Origin of the sequence: Pseudomonas mohnii, assembly GCF_900105115.1 — a bacterium.
GTDB classification, from domain to species: domain Bacteria; phylum Pseudomonadota; class Gammaproteobacteria; order Pseudomonadales; family Pseudomonadaceae; genus Aquipseudomonas; species Aquipseudomonas mohnii.
Genome location: NZ_FNRV01000001.1, coordinates 5,431,788 through 5,447,707, shown reverse-complemented (window position 1 = coordinate 5,447,707; position 15,920 = coordinate 5,431,788). Strand labels below are relative to the sequence as shown.

Annotated in this window: 12 protein-coding genes; 5 read left to right on the top strand and 7 right to left on the bottom strand. The window is 61.0% G+C overall.

Annotated features, from left to right (window positions below; translation table 11 throughout):
* Nucleotides 1-15: 15 nt before the first annotated feature.
* Together BLV61_RS25470 and BLV61_RS25465 are read right to left on the bottom strand one after the other, a co-directional pair.
* Nucleotides 16-1,434 carry an aminotransferase gene (locus BLV61_RS25470; protein WP_090468229.1) on the bottom strand — a complete coding sequence of 473 codons (1,419 nt, stop codon included), beginning with the start codon at nucleotides 1,432-1,434 and terminating at the stop codon, nucleotides 16-18.
* 30 nt (nucleotides 1,435-1,464) lie between these two features.
* Complete coding sequence (locus BLV61_RS25465; protein WP_090468227.1) at nucleotides 1,465-2,568, bottom strand: polyamine ABC transporter substrate-binding protein; 1,104 nt, start codon at nucleotides 2,566-2,568, stop codon at nucleotides 1,465-1,467.
* Between the two features lie 232 nt (nucleotides 2,569-2,800).
* Between BLV61_RS25465 and BLV61_RS25460 the strand changes: the two genes are divergently transcribed.
* The 4 genes from BLV61_RS25460 to BLV61_RS25445 all read left to right on the top strand — a co-directional run bounded on the left by BLV61_RS25460 (nucleotide 2,801) and on the right by BLV61_RS25445 (nucleotide 7,781).
* Complete coding sequence (locus BLV61_RS25460) at nucleotides 2,801-3,583, top strand: enoyl-CoA hydratase-related protein (protein ID WP_090468224.1); 783 nt, start codon at nucleotides 2,801-2,803, stop codon at nucleotides 3,581-3,583.
* Nucleotides 3,580-4,761, top strand: coding sequence for an acetyl-CoA C-acyltransferase family protein (locus BLV61_RS25455; RefSeq protein WP_090468222.1), 1,182 nt, complete (start codon nucleotides 3,580-3,582; stop codon nucleotides 4,759-4,761). Before BLV61_RS25460 ends, BLV61_RS25455 begins: the two co-directional genes overlap by 4 nt.
* A 309-nt stretch (nucleotides 4,762-5,070) precedes the next feature.
* Entirely contained in the window at nucleotides 5,071-6,192 is a 1,122-nt protein-coding gene (locus tag BLV61_RS25450; protein ID WP_090468220.1) for an HlyD family secretion protein, read from the top strand.
* Nucleotides 6,189-7,781 (top strand): DHA2 family efflux MFS transporter permease subunit, encoded by a 1,593-nt coding sequence (locus BLV61_RS25445; RefSeq protein WP_090468218.1) that lies wholly within the window; start codon nucleotides 6,189-6,191, stop codon nucleotides 7,779-7,781. The genes BLV61_RS25450 and BLV61_RS25445 overlap by 4 nt, the downstream gene beginning before the upstream one ends.
* A 24-nt stretch (nucleotides 7,782-7,805) precedes the next feature.
* Here BLV61_RS25445 and BLV61_RS25440 read toward each other — a convergent pair whose 3' ends face one another.
* The 3 genes from BLV61_RS25440 to BLV61_RS25430 all read right to left on the bottom strand — a co-directional run bounded on the left by BLV61_RS25440 (nucleotide 7,806) and on the right by BLV61_RS25430 (nucleotide 10,877).
* Entirely contained in the window at nucleotides 7,806-8,246 is a 441-nt protein-coding gene (locus BLV61_RS25440) for a carboxymuconolactone decarboxylase family protein (protein ID WP_090468217.1), read from the bottom strand.
* A gap of 141 nt (nucleotides 8,247-8,387) precedes the next feature.
* Entirely contained in the window at nucleotides 8,388-9,830 is a 1,443-nt protein-coding gene (locus BLV61_RS25435) for a mechanosensitive ion channel domain-containing protein (protein WP_090468214.1), read from the bottom strand.
* A 180-nt stretch (nucleotides 9,831-10,010) separates the two neighbouring features.
* On the bottom strand, nucleotides 10,011-10,877 hold the full coding sequence (locus BLV61_RS25430; RefSeq protein ID WP_090468212.1) for a pirin family protein: 867 nt from the start codon (nucleotides 10,875-10,877) through the stop codon (nucleotides 10,011-10,013).
* 270 nt (nucleotides 10,878-11,147) lie between these two features.
* Here BLV61_RS25430 and dkgB point away from each other — a divergent pair, with 270 nt between their 5' ends.
* Nucleotides 11,148-11,951 carry a 2,5-didehydrogluconate reductase DkgB gene (dkgB, locus tag BLV61_RS25425; RefSeq protein ID WP_047527373.1) on the top strand — a complete coding sequence of 268 codons (804 nt, stop codon included), beginning with the start codon at nucleotides 11,148-11,150 and terminating at the stop codon, nucleotides 11,949-11,951.
* Between the two features lie 3 nt (nucleotides 11,952-11,954).
* Here the strand turns inward: dkgB and BLV61_RS25420 are convergent, their stop codons facing one another.
* The gene (locus BLV61_RS25420; protein ID WP_090468210.1) at nucleotides 11,955-15,194 is read right to left on the bottom strand and encodes a transporter substrate-binding domain-containing protein; all 3,240 of its coding nucleotides are present in this window, start codon (nucleotides 15,192-15,194) and stop codon (nucleotides 11,955-11,957) included.
* Nucleotides 15,195-15,821, bottom strand: coding sequence for a response regulator transcription factor (locus BLV61_RS25415; RefSeq protein ID WP_090468208.1), 627 nt, complete (start codon nucleotides 15,819-15,821; stop codon nucleotides 15,195-15,197).
* Nucleotides 15,822-15,920 lie beyond the last annotated feature (99 nt).

Here is a 15,920-nt window from a genome sequence, read left to right as displayed (position 1 = left end):
ACCTGACTGAAAGACTCATTGGCCGAAATACTGGCCGCTCTGCTCCAGCTCGGCCGCCACTTCGAGGATGCACACCCGCAGGATCTCGACAATTTCGTCGACCTGGTCATAGGTGAGAATCAACGGCGGCGACATGACATTGAGGTGCATGATCGGCCGCACCAGCAAGCCCCTGGCCTGTGCCCGCACATGGATTTTTTCGCCGATGTTGATCTCGTCGGCGAACAACGCCTTGGTGCGTTTGTCGGCAACGAACTCCACGCAGGCCATCAGTTTCTGGCAACGCACATCCCCCACCAACGGCAAATCCTTGAGCGTGGACAGGCGCTGTTCCAGATAGCCGCCGACATCGTCGACATGGGCCAGCAGGTTTTCCCGCTCGATGATTTCAATGTTCTTCAGCGCCGCCGTGCAGCACACCGGATGACCGCTGTAGGTGAAGCCGTGGGTAAAGCAGCGACCCTTGCCGGGTTCGGCGATGACTGTCCAGATACGGTCGGAAAAGATGCACGCGCCCAGTGGCAGATAGGCGGAGGTCAGGCCCTTGGCGGTGGTGATGATGTCGGGTTGCACATCGAACACGTCCAGGGAGGCGAAAAACTTGCCCAGGCGCCCGAACGAAGTGACCACTTCGTCGGCAACGAACAGGATGTCGTAGCGCTGGCACACCTCCCACATGCGCTTGAGGTAACCCTTGGGCGGAATGATCACCCCGCCCGAGCCCATGATCGGCTCGGCGAAAAAGCCGGCGACCTTGTCCACGCCGATCGACAGGATCTTGTCTTCGAACTCCTTGACCAGAAACTCGAGGAACTGCGCTTCATCCATGCCGTCCGGGGCGCGGTACGGGTTAGGGTTGGACACGTGATGGATCAGCGGGTTGGCGTAATCGAACTCCGGCACCCGGTCGGCGGCCTTGTTGCCGATCGACATGGTCAAGGTGGTCGAGCCGTGATAGGCGTTGAAGCGCGCGATGATTTGTTTCTTTTCCGGCTTGCCGCGACAGTTCTGGTAGTACTGGATCAGCCGGTACGCCGTGTCCACCGCCGTGGAACCGCCCGTGGTGAGGAACACATGGTCGAGGTCACCGGGGGCGAGGCTGGCGAGTTTTTCGCACAACTCGATCGCCACGTTGTTCGACATGTCGGAAAACGGGTTGGAATACGCCAGTTGCCGCACTTGATCGGCAATGGCAAGGGCCATTTCTTCACGGCCCAGACCGATGTTGGTGCACCACATGCCGCCGACGGCATCGAGAAAACGGTTGCCCTGGGTGTCATATATATAGGCGCCGTCGCCGGCGACGATGTTCAGCGAGCCCTGCTCGGCATGCTCGTCGAACACGTGATAGCCGTGCATGTGATGGGCCTTGTCGGCCTTGACCAGTTCAGCCGCTTCGACGGTCGAGAACACTTTTTTAGTTGGGGTAGCCATACAAGAACCTCAAACGAAACGATTGGACGATCAAATCCCGCTTTTCACGGTGCTCCAGACGCGTGTCATGGCTCGCATGTCTTTCGCGTCCTGGGTTTTCTGCGGAAACAACCGTTGACGAACATCTTCATCGGGATAAATCGCCGGATTGTTTCGCACGCTGGCATTGAGCAATGGCGTGGCCGCCGCGTTGCTGTTGGCGTAATTGATGAAGTCGCTCACGTCCGCCATCACCTGCGGCTGCATCAGGTATTGCAGAAACCTGTGGGCGTTGGCGACGTGGGGTGCATCGGCCGGGATGTACATGTTGTCGAACCAGATCAGCGAGCCTTCCCTGGGAATGAAGTACGCCAGGTTGATCTGCTTCTTGGCTTCTTCGGCACGAGCCATGGCCGTCGCGTAGTCACCGGACCAGGTCATGGCCATGCACACGTCGCCATTGGGCAGACTGGTGAGGTAATTGACCGAGTCGAACTTGCGGATGTACGGCCTGACCGACAACAGCAAGTCCTGGGCGGCTTTCAGGTCTGCCGGGGCCGCGCTTCTCGGGTCGCGTCCCAGGTATTTCAAGGCCATGGGAATGACTTCGGTGGGGGCGTCGAGCAGGGTCACGCCGCAGTCGGCGAAGCGCGAAACGATCTTCGGATCGAAGATCATTGCCAGCGAACCGATGGGCGCGTCCGGCATGCGCTCCTTGATCTTGTCGACGTTGTACGTGATGCCGTTGCTGCCCCAGGTGTAGGGCGCCGAGTAGGCGGTGCCCGGATCGAACCCTTGCAGGTCATGCAGGACTTTCGGGTCAAGATTGCTCCAGCCCGGCAGCAACTTTTTATCCAGCGGCTGGAAAACCCTGGCCTGGATCAGCGGCGGTGCGAGGGAGGCGTTGAGCACGATCAGGTCATAACCGGAGTGGCCGGTGAGCAACTTGGCCTGCACGGTTTCATAGGAATCGAACGTGTCGTAGATGACTTTGATGCCGGTGGACTTTTCAAAGTCCGACAGGGTTTTTTCACCGATGTAATCCGCCCAGTTGTAGAGCCGCAGCGTATGGCTGTCGTCCACTTCGGCGGCCTGGGCGTTGATGATCAACGGAAGAGCAAACAGACTGGAAATCACCCTCAGTGTCTTGCGCATTGCACATTCACCTTATCAAGCGAGTTCGGCTCTGGATGAGCGGTGAACCTACTATTGGGCGATTCGCCAGGCGGCACCATACCCCGAATGGGTGTGTGCGGACCGACTGGCACCGCCGGACCAGCAACGGCACATGGCAAAAAGCATCAGGTGGGTTGACCCGTTTTGTCATAGCTGCGGGGTTTGCCTGACGCTTAAAGTGGCGGCCGAACCGACTCTGCAAGAGCCATCCATGACCGACCTGATCAAACATGAACAACGCGATGGCGTACTGACGCTGACCATCGACCGCCCCGACAAGCTCAACGCACTGACCAACGCCATGTACATGCGCCTGGCCGACCTGTTGTTCGCCGCGGACGAGGACGACTCGGTCGGCGTGGTCATCCTGACCGGTGGCCCGACCTGTTTTTCCAGCGGCAATGACCTGGTGGACTTCCTGCAGCAGCCACCCACGCACCTGGACAGCCCGGCGTTCCGCCTGATGCGCGCCGTGACCCATCTGCAAAAACCACTGATCGCGGCCGTGTGCGGAGCCGCCATCGGCATTGGCACCACCGTGCTGCTGCATTGCGATCAGGTGCTGGTCACCCGCAATGCCAAGCTGCGCATGCCGTTCGTCAACCTGGGCCTGTGCCCGGAGTTCGGTGCCAGCCTGCTGCTGCCGCGCCTGCTCGGTCAGGCCCGCGCCGCACGCCTGTTGCTGTTGGGCGACAGTCTGGACGGCAGCGAAGCGCTGGCATGGGGCCTGGCCAACGAGGTGTTCGACGACGGGGCGCAATGCCTGGCGGCGGCCACCCGTCTCGCCCACCGACTGCTGGCAATGCCTCAGCAAGCCCTGCGGCAATCGCGACAACTGATGAAACAGGCCGGCATGGCGGAACTGCAAGCCACCCTGCGTAAAGAGAACCTGCTGTTCATCGAACGCCTCAACAGCGACGAAGCGAAAACGGCCTTGAACGCCTTGCTCAATCGCAGTACTGATAAGAATTCACCGAAAGGAAACCAGCCATGAACACTCCGGAAATCTACGTCGTCAGCGCCGCCCGTACCGCCATCGGCACCTTTGGCGGTTCACTCAAGGACGTGCCGCCGGCCGACCTGGCCACCACCGCCGTGAAGGCCGCCCTGCAACGGGCCGCCGTGGACCCGGCGCTGGTCGGTCATCTGGTCATGGGCAACGTGATCCCGACCGAAAACCGTGACGCCTACATCTCCCGGGTCGCCGCGATGAACGCCGGGATCCCGAAAGAAACCCCTGCCTACAACGTCAACCGTCTCTGCGGTTCCGGCCTGCAAGCGATCATCAGCGCGGCGCAGACGCTGCTGCTGGGCGATGCCGAAATCGCCATCGGTGCCGGCGCCGAATCAATGAGCCGCGGCCCGTACCTGCTGCCTTCGGCCCGCTGGGGCGCGCGCATGGGCAACGTCCAGGCCATCGATTACATGCTGGGCATCCTGCATGACCCGTTCCACAACATCCACATGGGCATCACCGCCGAGAACATCGCCGAACGCAACGGCATCAGTCGCGAAATGCAGGATGCCCTGGCGCTGGAAGACCAGAAACGCGCCGCCCATGCGATTGCCAACGGTTATTTCAGCGAGCAGATCGCGACCGTGGAAATCCAGGATCGCAAGGGCACCAAGCTGTTCAGCGTCGACGAGCACCCACGCGCCACGTCGCTGGAACAGTTGGCCGCAATGAAGCCGGCGTTCAAGAAAGAGGGTTCGGTCACCGCCGGCAACGCTTCGGGCTTGAACGACGGCGCGGCGGCGCTGGTCATGGCCACCGGCAACGCGGTCCAGGCTAACAACCTGCGCCCTCTGGCGCGTCTGGTCAGCTACGCCCACGCCGGCGTCGAGCCTGAACTGATGGGCCTGGGACCGATCCCGGCCACGCGCCTGGCACTCAAGCGCGCCGGCCTGACCGTCGCTGACCTGGACGTGATCGAAGCCAACATCGCCTTCGCCGCACAAGCCTGCGCGGTCAGCCAGGAACTGGACCTCGATCCGGCCAAGGTCAACCCGAACGGTTCGGGTATCGCCCTGGGTCACCCGGTAGGCGCGACCGGCGCCATCATCGCCACCAAGGCCATCCACGAACTGCACCGCATCAACGGCCGTTACGCCCTGGTGACCATGTGCATCGGTGGCGGTCAGGGGATTGCGGCGATTATCGAACGCGTCTAAGCAATAGGTCCAAAAAAGGCCGGTGATCGCGCAGATCACCGGCCTTTTTCATTCCAGTAAACCCGTAGCGATTCCCTGTGGGAGCGAGCCTGCTCGCGATGGCGGCGTGTCAGGCACCATCATTGTTGACTGAACGGCCGCTATCGCGAGCAAGCTCGCTCCCACAGGGTCCTCCAGCGCACACAAAACCTTCTTTATTTCCACTGGACAAACCACCTGACGACCGGCCGCAAATACCATTTGCCACAAAATATTACATACGTCATATTACATGCGTAATTAAACGCCGCTTCCGACAGGTAATTCTCCATGACCGGCATGCCCCCCGTTGAACCCGACCTTGCTGTCCCGGTGAACACCCCCAGGCCTCCCCTGCTCAAGCGCCTGCTCCTGCCGACGCTGGGTGTGGCGGCGCTGGTAGTGGCCGGCGTGTACGCCGCACATTGGTGGACGGCCGGCCGTTTCATCGAAGCAACCGACGACGCCTACATTGGCGGCGATGTGACGGTGATCGGGCCGAAAGTGGCGGGTTACATCGACGAAGTGCTGGTGACCGACAACCAGAAGGTCAAGGCCGGCGATGTGCTGATTCGTCTCGACTCCCGCGATTACCGCGCCAACCTGGCCAAGGCCGAAGGCGCGGTGGCGGCCGAGGAAGCCTTGCTCGCCAACCTCGACGCCACCGAACAACTGCAGCAAACCGTCATCGGCCAGGCCCGCGCCGGCATCGACGCCGCCGGCGCCGAAACCGCCCGTTCGCGGGATGACGACGCGCGCTACAAAAAACTGGTCAGCACCAACGCCGTTTCCGTGGAAAGCGCGCAGAGGGCCAACGCCACCTTCAAGACCGCCCAGGCCCAAAGCAATCGCGCCCAGGCTGAGTTGCTGGCCGCTCAGCGGCAGTTGAACGTGATCGCCACCCAGAAGCAGCAGGCCCGCGCCGCGCTGATCCAGGCCAGGGCCGAACGTGATCTGGCGCAGTTGAACGTGGGCTATACCGAACTGCGCGCACCCGTCGACGGCGTGATCGGCAATCGCCGGGCACGGCTCGGCGCTTATGCCCAGGCCGGTTCGCAACTGCTGTCGGTCGTGCCCTCCAGCGGCTTGTGGGTCGATGCCAATTTCAAGGAAGACCAATTGGCACGCATGACGCCCGGCCAGCGAGTCGTGATTCATGCCGACGTGCTCTCGGGTCAGGAATTCCATGGTCACCTGGACAGCCTCGCGCCGGCCAGCGGCGCTCAGTTCAGCGTGCTACCGCCGGAAAACGCCACCGGCAACTTCACCAAGATCGTGCAACGGGTGCCAGTGCGCATCCACCTCGATCCGGCTGACGGTGTGCTCGGCCACCTGCGCCCCGGCCTGTCGGTGACCGCCGAAGTGGACACCCGCAAGGAGCCTGAAGCGCCAGCCGTGGCCAGCGCGCCATGAGCCGCGCCCTCGCCGCCCCGGCGCAACCGTTCAATGCGGCGAACATGGCGACGGCGACCAAGGTCTTCGCCTTCGCCAGCATGTGCATCGGCATGTTCATTGCGCTGCTGGACATCCAGATCGTCTCGGCGTCGCTGCGTGACATTGGTGGCGGACTCTCGGCCGGTACTGACGAAACCGCCTGGGTGCAAACCAGTTACCTGATCGCCGAAATCATCGTCATTCCACTGTCAGGCTGGCTCTCCCGAGTGTTCTCCACACGCTGGCTGTTTTGCGCCTCGGCGGTGGGCTTCACCCTGACCAGCCTGTTGTGCGGCGCGGCATGGAACATCCAGAGCATGATCGCCTTCCGCGCCCTGCAAGGGTTTCTCGGCGGATCGATGATCCCGATGGTGTTCACCACGGCCTTCGTGTTCTTCAGCGGCAAGCAACGGGTCATCGCCGCCGCGACCATCGGCGCTGTGGCTTCCCTGGCGCCGACCCTGGGCCCGGTCATCGGTGGCTGGATCACCGACATTTCGTCCTGGCACTGGCTGTTCTACATCAACCTGGTGCCAGGGATTTTTGTCGCCGTGGCCGTGCCGATCCTGGTGAAGATCGACCAGCCGGAACTGTCGCTGCTCAAGGGCGCCGACTATACAAGCATGGTGTTTCTCGCCCTGTTCCTCGGTTGCCTGGAATACACCCTCGAAGAAGGCCCGCGCTGGAACTGGTTCAGTGACCGCACGATTCTGACCACCGCCTGGATCAGCGGCCTGGCAGGCCTGGCGTTTATTGGCCGGACCTTGCACGTGGCCAACCCGATCGTCGATCTGCGTGCCTTGAAGGACCGCAACTTCGCCCTCGGCTGCTTCTTCTCGTTCGTCACCGGCATCGGCCTGTTCGCCACCATTTACCTGACGCCGCTGTTTCTCGGTCGGGTGCGTGGCTACGGCGCGCTGGACATTGGTCTGGCGGTTTTCTCCACCGGCGTGTTCCAGATCATGGCGATTCCGCTGTATGCCTTTCTGGCCAACCGCGTCGATCTGCGCTGGATCATGATGGCCGGCCTTGGGCTGTTCGCCTTGTCGATGTGGGATTTCAGCCCGATCACCCATGACTGGGGCGCCAGGGAATTGATGCTGCCGCAAGCCCTGCGCGGGATTGCCCAGCAACTGGCGGTGCCGCCCGCGGTGACCTTGACCCTGGGCGGGTTGGCACCGGCGCGACTGAAACATGCTTCGGGGTTGTTCAACCTGATGCGTAACCTGGGCGGCGCGATTGGCATCGCCGCCTGTGCGACCATTCTCAACGACCGCACTAACCTGCACTTCACAAGGCTGGCGGAGAACCTCAACAGCACCAACGAGGCCCTCAACCAGTGGCTGTCGCAGGTCGCAAACAACTTCGCCGCCCTGGGACAGAGCGGCGATGTCGGGGTCACTGCCAGCCTGCATCAGCTCTGGCTGTTGACCTATCGCGAAGCCCAGACGCAAACCTATGGCGACGCGTTTCTGATGATCGGGGTCTGCTTCGTCATCGCCACGGCGATGGTGCCCTTGATGCGCAAGGTGCAACCACCGGCCGCGCCGAGTGCCGATGCCCAATGAGGCGCATCGGCAGCGACTTGAGAATCAGGCCTGAGGGGTTTTGCGGAAGCCTACCGCCAAGCGGTTCCAGCTGTTGATGGTGCTGATGGCCACGGTCAGGTCGACCATTTCCTTGGGTGTGAACTGGGCGCTGACCACGTCGTAGTCTTCATCCGGCGCGTGGGTCAGGCTGAGTTGGGTCAGGGATTCGGTCCAGAGCAGCGCAGCGCGTTCGCGCTCGGTGAAGAACGGCGCCTCACGCCAGGCGGTCACGGCGAACAGGCGACGCGGGGTTTCACCCCCCTTGATCGCATCGGCGGTGTGCATGTCGATGCAGAAGGCGCAGCCATTGATTTGCGAAGCACGCAGCTTGACCAGTTCGATCAGGGGCTTCTCCAGCGGCAGCTTGGAAACCGCGGTTTCCAGGGCGATCATCGCTTTGAGGGCGTCAGGGCTGGCGGTATAGAAATCGGTACGTGGTTGCATGGGATGTGCTCCAGGGCAAGTGGGTGTGTGACTACGTTAGTGCCCGAAGCGCTTTGGACAAATAGCCAATATTCCAGAAGTCGAGGAGGCCACTTGCGCAAGAAGAAAGGTCAACCTCCCCCACGAACCTGCAACGCCCCTTCATACCCGATTACGCAACCAATGCAAAAAACCCGTTTTCTGCACAACCTGCGGCACGTCCTGAGTCAGTGTTTGCGCTTTGTGCAAACGGAAATCCAGCAGGTTTTTCATCGCATCGTTGATGTCGTGTCGGGCATCCAGACAAGGTTTGAGGTACTCCTTCTCGATGCGGTAAAGCGCGCACGGGGTTTTCGCCGCAAACGCGGCGGGCACCGAACTGTCTTCCAGGATGCCCGCCTCGCCGATCACTTCGCCCGGTCCCATGCGCCCGGATTCGAAAGGCGTACCGTGGCGGCTCAAGGTGACCGTCACCACCCCGGATTCAATGATGAACAAATGATCACTGACCTCCCCCGCCGCCAATATCGTCTCGCCGGCACGAAAGGTTTGCAGGCTCATGTTCTGGCTGAAGGTTTCTTTCTCTTCCTGACGCAAGGTAGAGAAGATCGGTGAACTGTCGAGCAGCGCCCGTGGCCGCGAGAGGTTGGTCGGCGTGCAGGATTCCTCGCTCGAGAGCAAGTTGACCCCGGACGCCTGCAAATGCCGGTACGCCAGATCGTAGAGTTGATTGCGTACCTCGCGCTGCTCGTTCATCGAGGCGACAAACCCGATGATTTCGAATTCCACGCCAGTGCTGGAGGAGTTTTTCAGTGCCACTTTGGCCGGCGGCGTGGTCAACAGCATGCGGCAGCCCTGCATCGCCCGCTCAAGGGCATCGATCACCCTGTTCGGCCGGACATGGGGGCTCACCTGCAAACTGATCGAAATGCCGAAAATGTCGCTGGGCCGGCTGAAGTTGACGATCTTGGCCTTGGCCGCCAGCGAATTGGGAATCACCGCCATGCAGCCCAGGGACGTCTGCAGGCGCGTGGCGCGCCAATCGATGTCGATGACCCGGCCTTCGGTGCCGTCGATGGAGATCCAGTCATCCAGTTGATAGGGTTTGGTGGTGTTGAGGACGATCCCGGAAAATACGTCGCTGAGGGTGCTCTGCAAGGCCAGACCGACAATGATCGCCAGCGCGCCGGATGTGGCCAGGACGCCCTTGACCGGCAGATCAAGCACGTACGCCAGGGCCGCGATGACCGCGACCAGGAAAATCACCGCGCCGAGCAGGTCCTGCAACAGTCGCCCGGTATGCCCGACCCGTTGCATCATCGCCGCGCCAATCAACACGGTCAGGGTGCGCGCACCGAACAGCCACCAACCGATCTGCAACCCTGTCGCCGCCAGATGCAACGGCACGTTGTCGGCCCACGGCGCCGGCTCCATCGGATTCAAGCCTTCGTTGAACAGCAGAAGACTGAACAATGAAAAAATCACGACCCGCACCAACAGCTTCCAGCCATTGCGATTGGCACTGACTAAACGCCACAGCCCGAGATCGATCAACACCAGCACCATGGCGCAAATCAGCGGATGTTCGGTAAGAAAAGACAACATCAAGCAACTCCAGCCCGGAACAATGAACGCAAGATCGCATTGGCCACAGTGTAGGAGCAATTGATTTAGCTGGAGCCTAACGAGCACAAACCTGCAGCAACGTGCTTGCCCGTTGCCACAAGTTATGGGGGTTGCCGGATGTACGTGCCCATGCTCAGCGCGATGTCGCGGGTCTTCCCGTCAACCGTGCATGCGACCGAAGCGGCCGGACTGGAAGTCGGCGAAAGCCTGGTGGATCTCCTGTTCGGTGTTCATCACGAACGGACCGTGACCGACGATGGGCTCGTCAATCGGCTCACCGCTGAGCAACAACACCACTGCATCGGCACTCGCTTGCAGGGTGAGCTGGTTGCCCTGGCGCTCGAACAGGACCAACTGCCCTTCGCCCACCGACTCCAGACCATTGACCTGAACCGTGCCGCGCAAGATCACCAACGCCGTGTTACGACCTTCATGCAGGTCAAGCGTGAGCGCCTGGCCGCCATTGAGACGCAGATCCCAGACGTCGATCGGCGTAAAGGTGCGCGCCGGGCCTGTTTGCCCATCGAACTCACCGGCAATCAAGCGCAGGCGGCCTGCGTTGTTCTTCAGGGCGATGCTTGGGATATCCGCATCGAGCAGGGTCTGGTATCCGGGATCGGCCATTTTGTCCCTGGCCGGCAGGTTGACCCACAACTGCACCATCTCCAGGGTGCCGCCGCTTTTGGCAAAACCTTCGGAATGGAACTCTTCGTGGAGAATGCCGGAAGCAGCGGTCATCCATTGCACATCACCCGCGCCGATCTTGCCGCCACTGCCAGTGGAATCGCGGTGTTCCAGTTCGCCCTTGTAGACGATGGTCACGGTTTCGAAACCCCGGTGCGGGTGCTGACCCACGCCACGTCGCTCGGTGGTCGGGGTGAATTCAGCCGGCCCCGCGTGATCCAGCAGCAGAAACGGGCTGATGTGTTTGGCCAGGTTGTCGTAGGAAAACAGCGTACGGACCGGAAAACCGTCGCCGACCCAGTGCATATGCGGGCTGGTGTAGATACCGATGATGTTTTTCATGGTGTCTCCTGAAGAGGTGAGTGAAACCATGGACATAGCTTAAAAATATCGACAATGAAGCGCTAGACGGTAAAAAACAGCTTGATCGTTCTACTAGCGGAACGATGATGACTCATCTGACGCCCACGCCGCCAGATCAGTCCCCGTGCTACAGCGGACTGTCCGATTCATGATTTCCGGTAAACATTGCTTTGCCATTCCAGCGGTTTTTCCCATGGATGCAGACCCGGATACTCGCGCCCATTCCCACTGCAACCTCTGGAGTCTTTCATGTCTATCCCCGCATTCGGCCTGGGTACTTTTCGCTTGCAAGGCCAGGTGGTCATCGATTCGGTGCGCACCGGCCTCGAACTGGGCTACCGGGTCATCGACACCGCGCAAATCTACGAGAACGAAGCCGAGGTTGGCGAGGCCATCGCCGCCAGTGGCATCGCCCGTGACGAACTGTTCATCACCAGCAAGATCTGGGTGGCCAACTTCGCCAGGGATCGCCTCATCGACAGTCTCAAGGAGAGCCTGCGCAAACTGCGCACCGACTACCTGGACCTGACGCTCATCCACTGGCCGTCGCCGGAAGATCAGGTACCGGTGGAGGAATTCATGGGCGCCCTGCTCGAAGCCAGGCAACTGGGCCTGACCCGGCAGATCGGGGTGTCGAACTTCACCATCGACCTGATGAAACAAGCCATCGCCGCCATCGGCGCCGAGCACATCGCTACTAACCAGATCGAACTGCACCCCTATCTGCAAAACCGCAAAGTGGTCGAGTTTGCGCAGCGCCAGGGCATCCAGATCACCTCGTACATGACCCTGGCTTACGGCGAAGTGCTCAAGGACCCGGTCATCCGGCAGATAGCCGAGCGCCTGCAGGCGACCCCGGCACAGGTCACCCTGGCCTGGGCCATGCAATCGGGTTACGCGGTGATTCCTTCGTCCACGAAACGCGCCAACCTTGAAAGCAACCTGAAGGCCCGCGAACTGATTCTCAGCGAAGCCGACATGGCCTTGATCGCCAGTCTGGATCGCGGCCATCGCCTGACCAGCCCCAAAGGCATCGCGCCACACTGGGACTAAGCGTCAGCCCTGCTCAAGGCCTTGTTCCAGGCGCCTCATGGCTTGCTGCAACTGATCGACGGCGACGTCGATCAGTGACGCGTTGCCCTCGCCACACGCACGTTCCAGCTGTTCGCAGCACTCGACCAGATTCATGGCCCGGACCATCAACGCTCCGCCCTTGATCCGGTGCGCCAGCTCCTGCAAGCCATGGTGATTGCCGCTGGCATGCTCCTGCAGCAAGCGTTCACGATCATCGCGATTGGTCACCGCCAGATCGCGCAACAACTGGGTAATCAGCTCATGATCGGCGCCCACGTAGCGCTCCAGTCCGCTCAAGTCGATCTCGCCGGATGAAGGCGCTTTGACCGGCGCGGCCGGCTCGCTCAAAAACCTTGCGGCCAACCAGGCGCTCAGATCCTCCAACCGAATCGGCTTGAACAGGCAATCGTCCATCCCCGCCTCGATACAGCGAATTTTCTCCTCGGGTTGCGCATTGGCCGTTAACCCCAGGATCACCGTCGGCGACAATCCCTGGCACCGCTCCTCGTCGCGAATCGCCCCCGCCAACTCATAACCACTGACCACCGGCATGTTGCAGTCGGTGATGACCAGGTCGAATTCGTACTCGCTCCACTGCTCAAGACCTTGCTGGCCATCCTCGGCCTCCAGCACCTGATGCCCCAGCCAGCTCAACTGCCGCGAGAGCAACAGGCGATTGGCCGGGTAATCGTCGACCACCAATATCGTCAGCGGTCGTGTCGGTGCCTGCACGGCGCGGTCCTCCAACGCGCTGGCCGGCAGCGGTTGCAACGCAACCAGTTCAAGGTTGATGTCGACACGGGTACCGCCCCCGAGGGTGCTTTCGAGCTGCAAGCGGCCGCCCATCATTTCGCACAAGGTGCGGCTGATCACCAGCCCCAGCCCGGAACCCTGCCGACCCGATTGCTGACCATTGCCGGCCTGCACGAAGGGACTGAACAAGCGCTGCTGATCGAAGGCGCTGATGCCGATGCCGCTGTCCTGCACTTGCACGCTGACCGCCAGACGCTGCGATGACAACTGATCCACCCGCAGTTTCAGACTGACCTCGCCTTCAGGGGTGAACTTGATCGCATTACTCAACAGATTGGACAGCACTTGCTTGAAACGCGTGGGATCGATCAGCACATCACAGTCGCTCTGTGGGTCGAGCTCAACCCGCCATTGCAGGTTTTTCTGCCGCGCCAGGCCTTCGAAGATCCGACACACCGACAGCACCAACGCCTGCAATCGGGTGCGCTCCGGCGTCTGCGACAGATGCCCGGACTCGATACGGGCGATGTCCAGAATGTCACCGATCAATGCCAGCAATTGTTGGCCGGCATTGGATGCCACTTCGATGGCCGAACGGTCGGTGACACCTTCATCCGCCCGTTTCAGCGCCAGTTCGAGCATGCCGATCAGGGCGTTCATGGGCGTGCGGATTTCATGGCTCATGGTGGCCAGAAACGTGGTCTTGGCCCGGTTGGCGTCGTCCGCGGCGTCCTTGGCGTCCTGCAGTTGCGCCAGCAATTGTTGACGCTGCCGGATCTGTCGACGCTGCCAGACGATCCCTGCCAAAGCGATCAAGAGCAAGACGCCAGCGGCGGCGAACGCCTGGAAAATGGTCTGCCGATGCCGCAGCCAATAGCTCTGCTCGACCATCAGGTCATTGCGCCAGGGCAGTATCAGCTCGTCGATTTCTTCAGGGGGGATACTCAGCAGCGCCTTGTCCAGGATCGAATGCAACTCGGTGGCTTCGCGACTGGTGGCCAGGGTACTGCGAGCGGGGTCGGTGCCCACCGTGCTGGTCACTTGCAGACGATCGCGGTATTGCCGGGAAATCTGGTAGCGGGCGCCGATCAAGGAGTTGATGCTGCCATCGGCCTTGCCCTGGGCGACCATTTCCATGGCCTCCGCCGACAAGGGCGCATCCACACAGCGGATCAACGGGAAGTGCTCCCGAATGTACTCGCTGGCGATGTTGCCCTGGGTCAGCGCGAGGGTTTTTCCGGCCATCTCATCCAGGGTTTTGGGGCTGCCCGGTGCTACCCGTGTCACCAGCACCGAAGGACTGGTCAGGAATGGCCGGGTAAAGAGCAGCGCCTCTTCCCGTCGAGAACTGAGGCCGATCCCCGCCAGCATGTCGATCTGGCCGCTCTTGATGCCCTCTAACATCTCGCTCACCGAATGCATGACGTGGATGTCGAACTGCATGCCGGTGCGCAGGCCGATTTTCGCCAGGACGTCGACACCGATGCCACGAAACCGGCCCTCGCTGTCGGTGAACGTGATCGGCGGGATGTTCGCATTGATCGCCACATTCACACGCGGGTGCCGGTCGAGCCAACGCTGCTCGGCCACGCTCAATTGCAGTGACTGAGTACCCGGCATGGACACACCCCCCGCCCCCCAGCGCCGCAAAATATTCATCTGCTCATTGGTGGCAATCATCGCCAACGCCTGGTTGACGATGCGCAGTAACGGACGGTTGTCGCGGCTCATCGCAAAAGCGAAGCGGCCGGACTCCATGCGCGAGAAGTCAGCCAACTGCACGTTGTTGAGGTAGTTCTTGCTGATCAGGTAATGGGCGCTGATCGCATCGCCCAGATACACATCCGCCTGACCGAAGGCCACGGCACCCACTGCCGCCAGCGTCGAGGGATAGAGCTGAACGTTCGCGTCGGGGTAGAACTGCTGCACGCTGTGTTCGGGCAAATAGTGGTACAGCATCGCCAGTCGCTTGCGGGCCAGCGCCGGGTCCGTTATCTGAGGCGCATCGGTCTGGGTCACCAGCACCGGTTGATCGACGGCATAGGCACTGGACATCTGTAACTGCGGGTCCTGGGCCTCATAACGATTGGCCGTGCCCAACAGGTCCGCATGCCCCTCCTTGAGCGCCCGGACTGCTTCCTCCCGGGACGCGTAGCGCTGAACGTCGATCTGCACCTGCAACAGTTGTTGGAGCACACCGGCATAGTCCGCCGTCACCCCTTCCAGCGCATGGCCGGTGGTGGTGATGTCGAAGGGCGGATAATCCGGAGCCGAGACGGCCAGCACCAGCCGCCCCTTTTGCTGCAGCCAGCGCGAATCGGCCGCTGACAGCTTGACGCTGTCACCCTCCACGCTTGAGCGCCCGAGCAGGGTCAGCGTTTGCGGCTGCGCGCAGGCACTCGATGCCCACAGGCATAGTCCCAGTAGCAAAAGGATGCTCAGGTCGCGCGGGCGTCGAAAAATGTTCATTCAGATCAGGTGATTGCGCCGGGCAAGATCGCGCAGGTGCACCGGTGAATCGACATTGAGCTTTTCCGTCAAACGGGTTTTGTAGGTGCTGACGGTCTTGTGGCTCAAATGCATGATTTCGGCGATAGCCTTGTTACTCACCCCCCTGGCCAGGTGCTGGAAGATCGACAGCTCGCGGTCCGACAGATTGGCGATCATCTGTTTTTCGCTGCGTTGCAATGCGCTCAACGACACTGAACTGGAGGGTAACCGGGTGAAATAGGTATAACCGGACATCACGGCGTGCACGGCCTTATGCAAATGCTGCAGGTCATTGGTCTTGGCGACGAAGGCAGAAGCGCCGGCACGCATGCACCGGTCCTGGAAAAACTCCGGCTCCTGGGACGTGAAGACCACGATCCGGCACGGCACCTCACCGGCCTTGATCCTGGCCAGCACATCCAGCCCGTCGAGGGACGGAATGTTAAGGTCCAACACCACCAGTTCCGGTCGGTGCTCACGGATCATCGGCAGCACTTCGTTACCGCTGGCCGCTTCATAAATGCGCTTGTACCCCTCTTGCTTGAGTACGATTTTGAGTGCGCCGCGAATCACCGGGTGATCGTCCACTATCAGCACTGACTTCATGGCTACTCCCTGTGCAACAACACGACGATTAGGCACTGATTACCCATGAGCAAAGCTCGAATTGGACGCAGTAGCTGCGCATAGACTGTTGCATGAAAA

What these genes read in the sequence shown, in the direction of transcription:
- BLV61_RS25470 (WP_090468229.1), bottom strand. Translation starts at nt 1,434, where the DNA reads ATGGCTACCCCAACTAAAAAAGTGTTCTCGACCGTCGAAGCGGCTGAA.
- BLV61_RS25465 (WP_090468227.1), bottom strand. Translation starts at nt 2,568, where the DNA reads ATGCGCAAGACACTGAGGGTGATTTCCAGTCTGTTTGCTCTTCCGTTG.
- BLV61_RS25460 (WP_090468224.1), top strand. Translation starts at nt 2,801, where the DNA reads ATGACCGACCTGATCAAACATGAACAACGCGATGGCGTACTGACGCTG.
- BLV61_RS25455 (WP_090468222.1), top strand. Translation starts at nt 3,580, where the DNA reads ATGAACACTCCGGAAATCTACGTCGTCAGCGCCGCCCGTACCGCCATC.
- BLV61_RS25450 (WP_090468220.1), top strand. Translation starts at nt 5,071, where the DNA reads ATGACCGGCATGCCCCCCGTTGAACCCGACCTTGCTGTCCCGGTGAAC.
- BLV61_RS25445 (WP_090468218.1), top strand. Translation starts at nt 6,189, where the DNA reads ATGAGCCGCGCCCTCGCCGCCCCGGCGCAACCGTTCAATGCGGCGAAC.
- BLV61_RS25440 (WP_090468217.1), bottom strand. Translation starts at nt 8,246, where the DNA reads ATGCAACCACGTACCGATTTCTATACCGCCAGCCCTGACGCCCTCAAA.
- BLV61_RS25435 (WP_090468214.1), bottom strand. Translation starts at nt 9,830, where the DNA reads ATGTTGTCTTTTCTTACCGAACATCCGCTGATTTGCGCCATGGTGCTG.
- BLV61_RS25430 (WP_090468212.1), bottom strand. Translation starts at nt 10,877, where the DNA reads ATGAAAAACATCATCGGTATCTACACCAGCCCGCATATGCACTGGGTC.
- dkgB (WP_047527373.1), top strand. Translation starts at nt 11,148, where the DNA reads ATGTCTATCCCCGCATTCGGCCTGGGTACTTTTCGCTTGCAAGGCCAG.
- BLV61_RS25420 (WP_090468210.1), bottom strand. Translation starts at nt 15,194, where the DNA reads ATGAACATTTTTCGACGCCCGCGCGACCTGAGCATCCTTTTGCTACTG.
- BLV61_RS25415 (WP_090468208.1), bottom strand. Translation starts at nt 15,821, where the DNA reads ATGAAGTCAGTGCTGATAGTGGACGATCACCCGGTGATTCGCGGCGCA.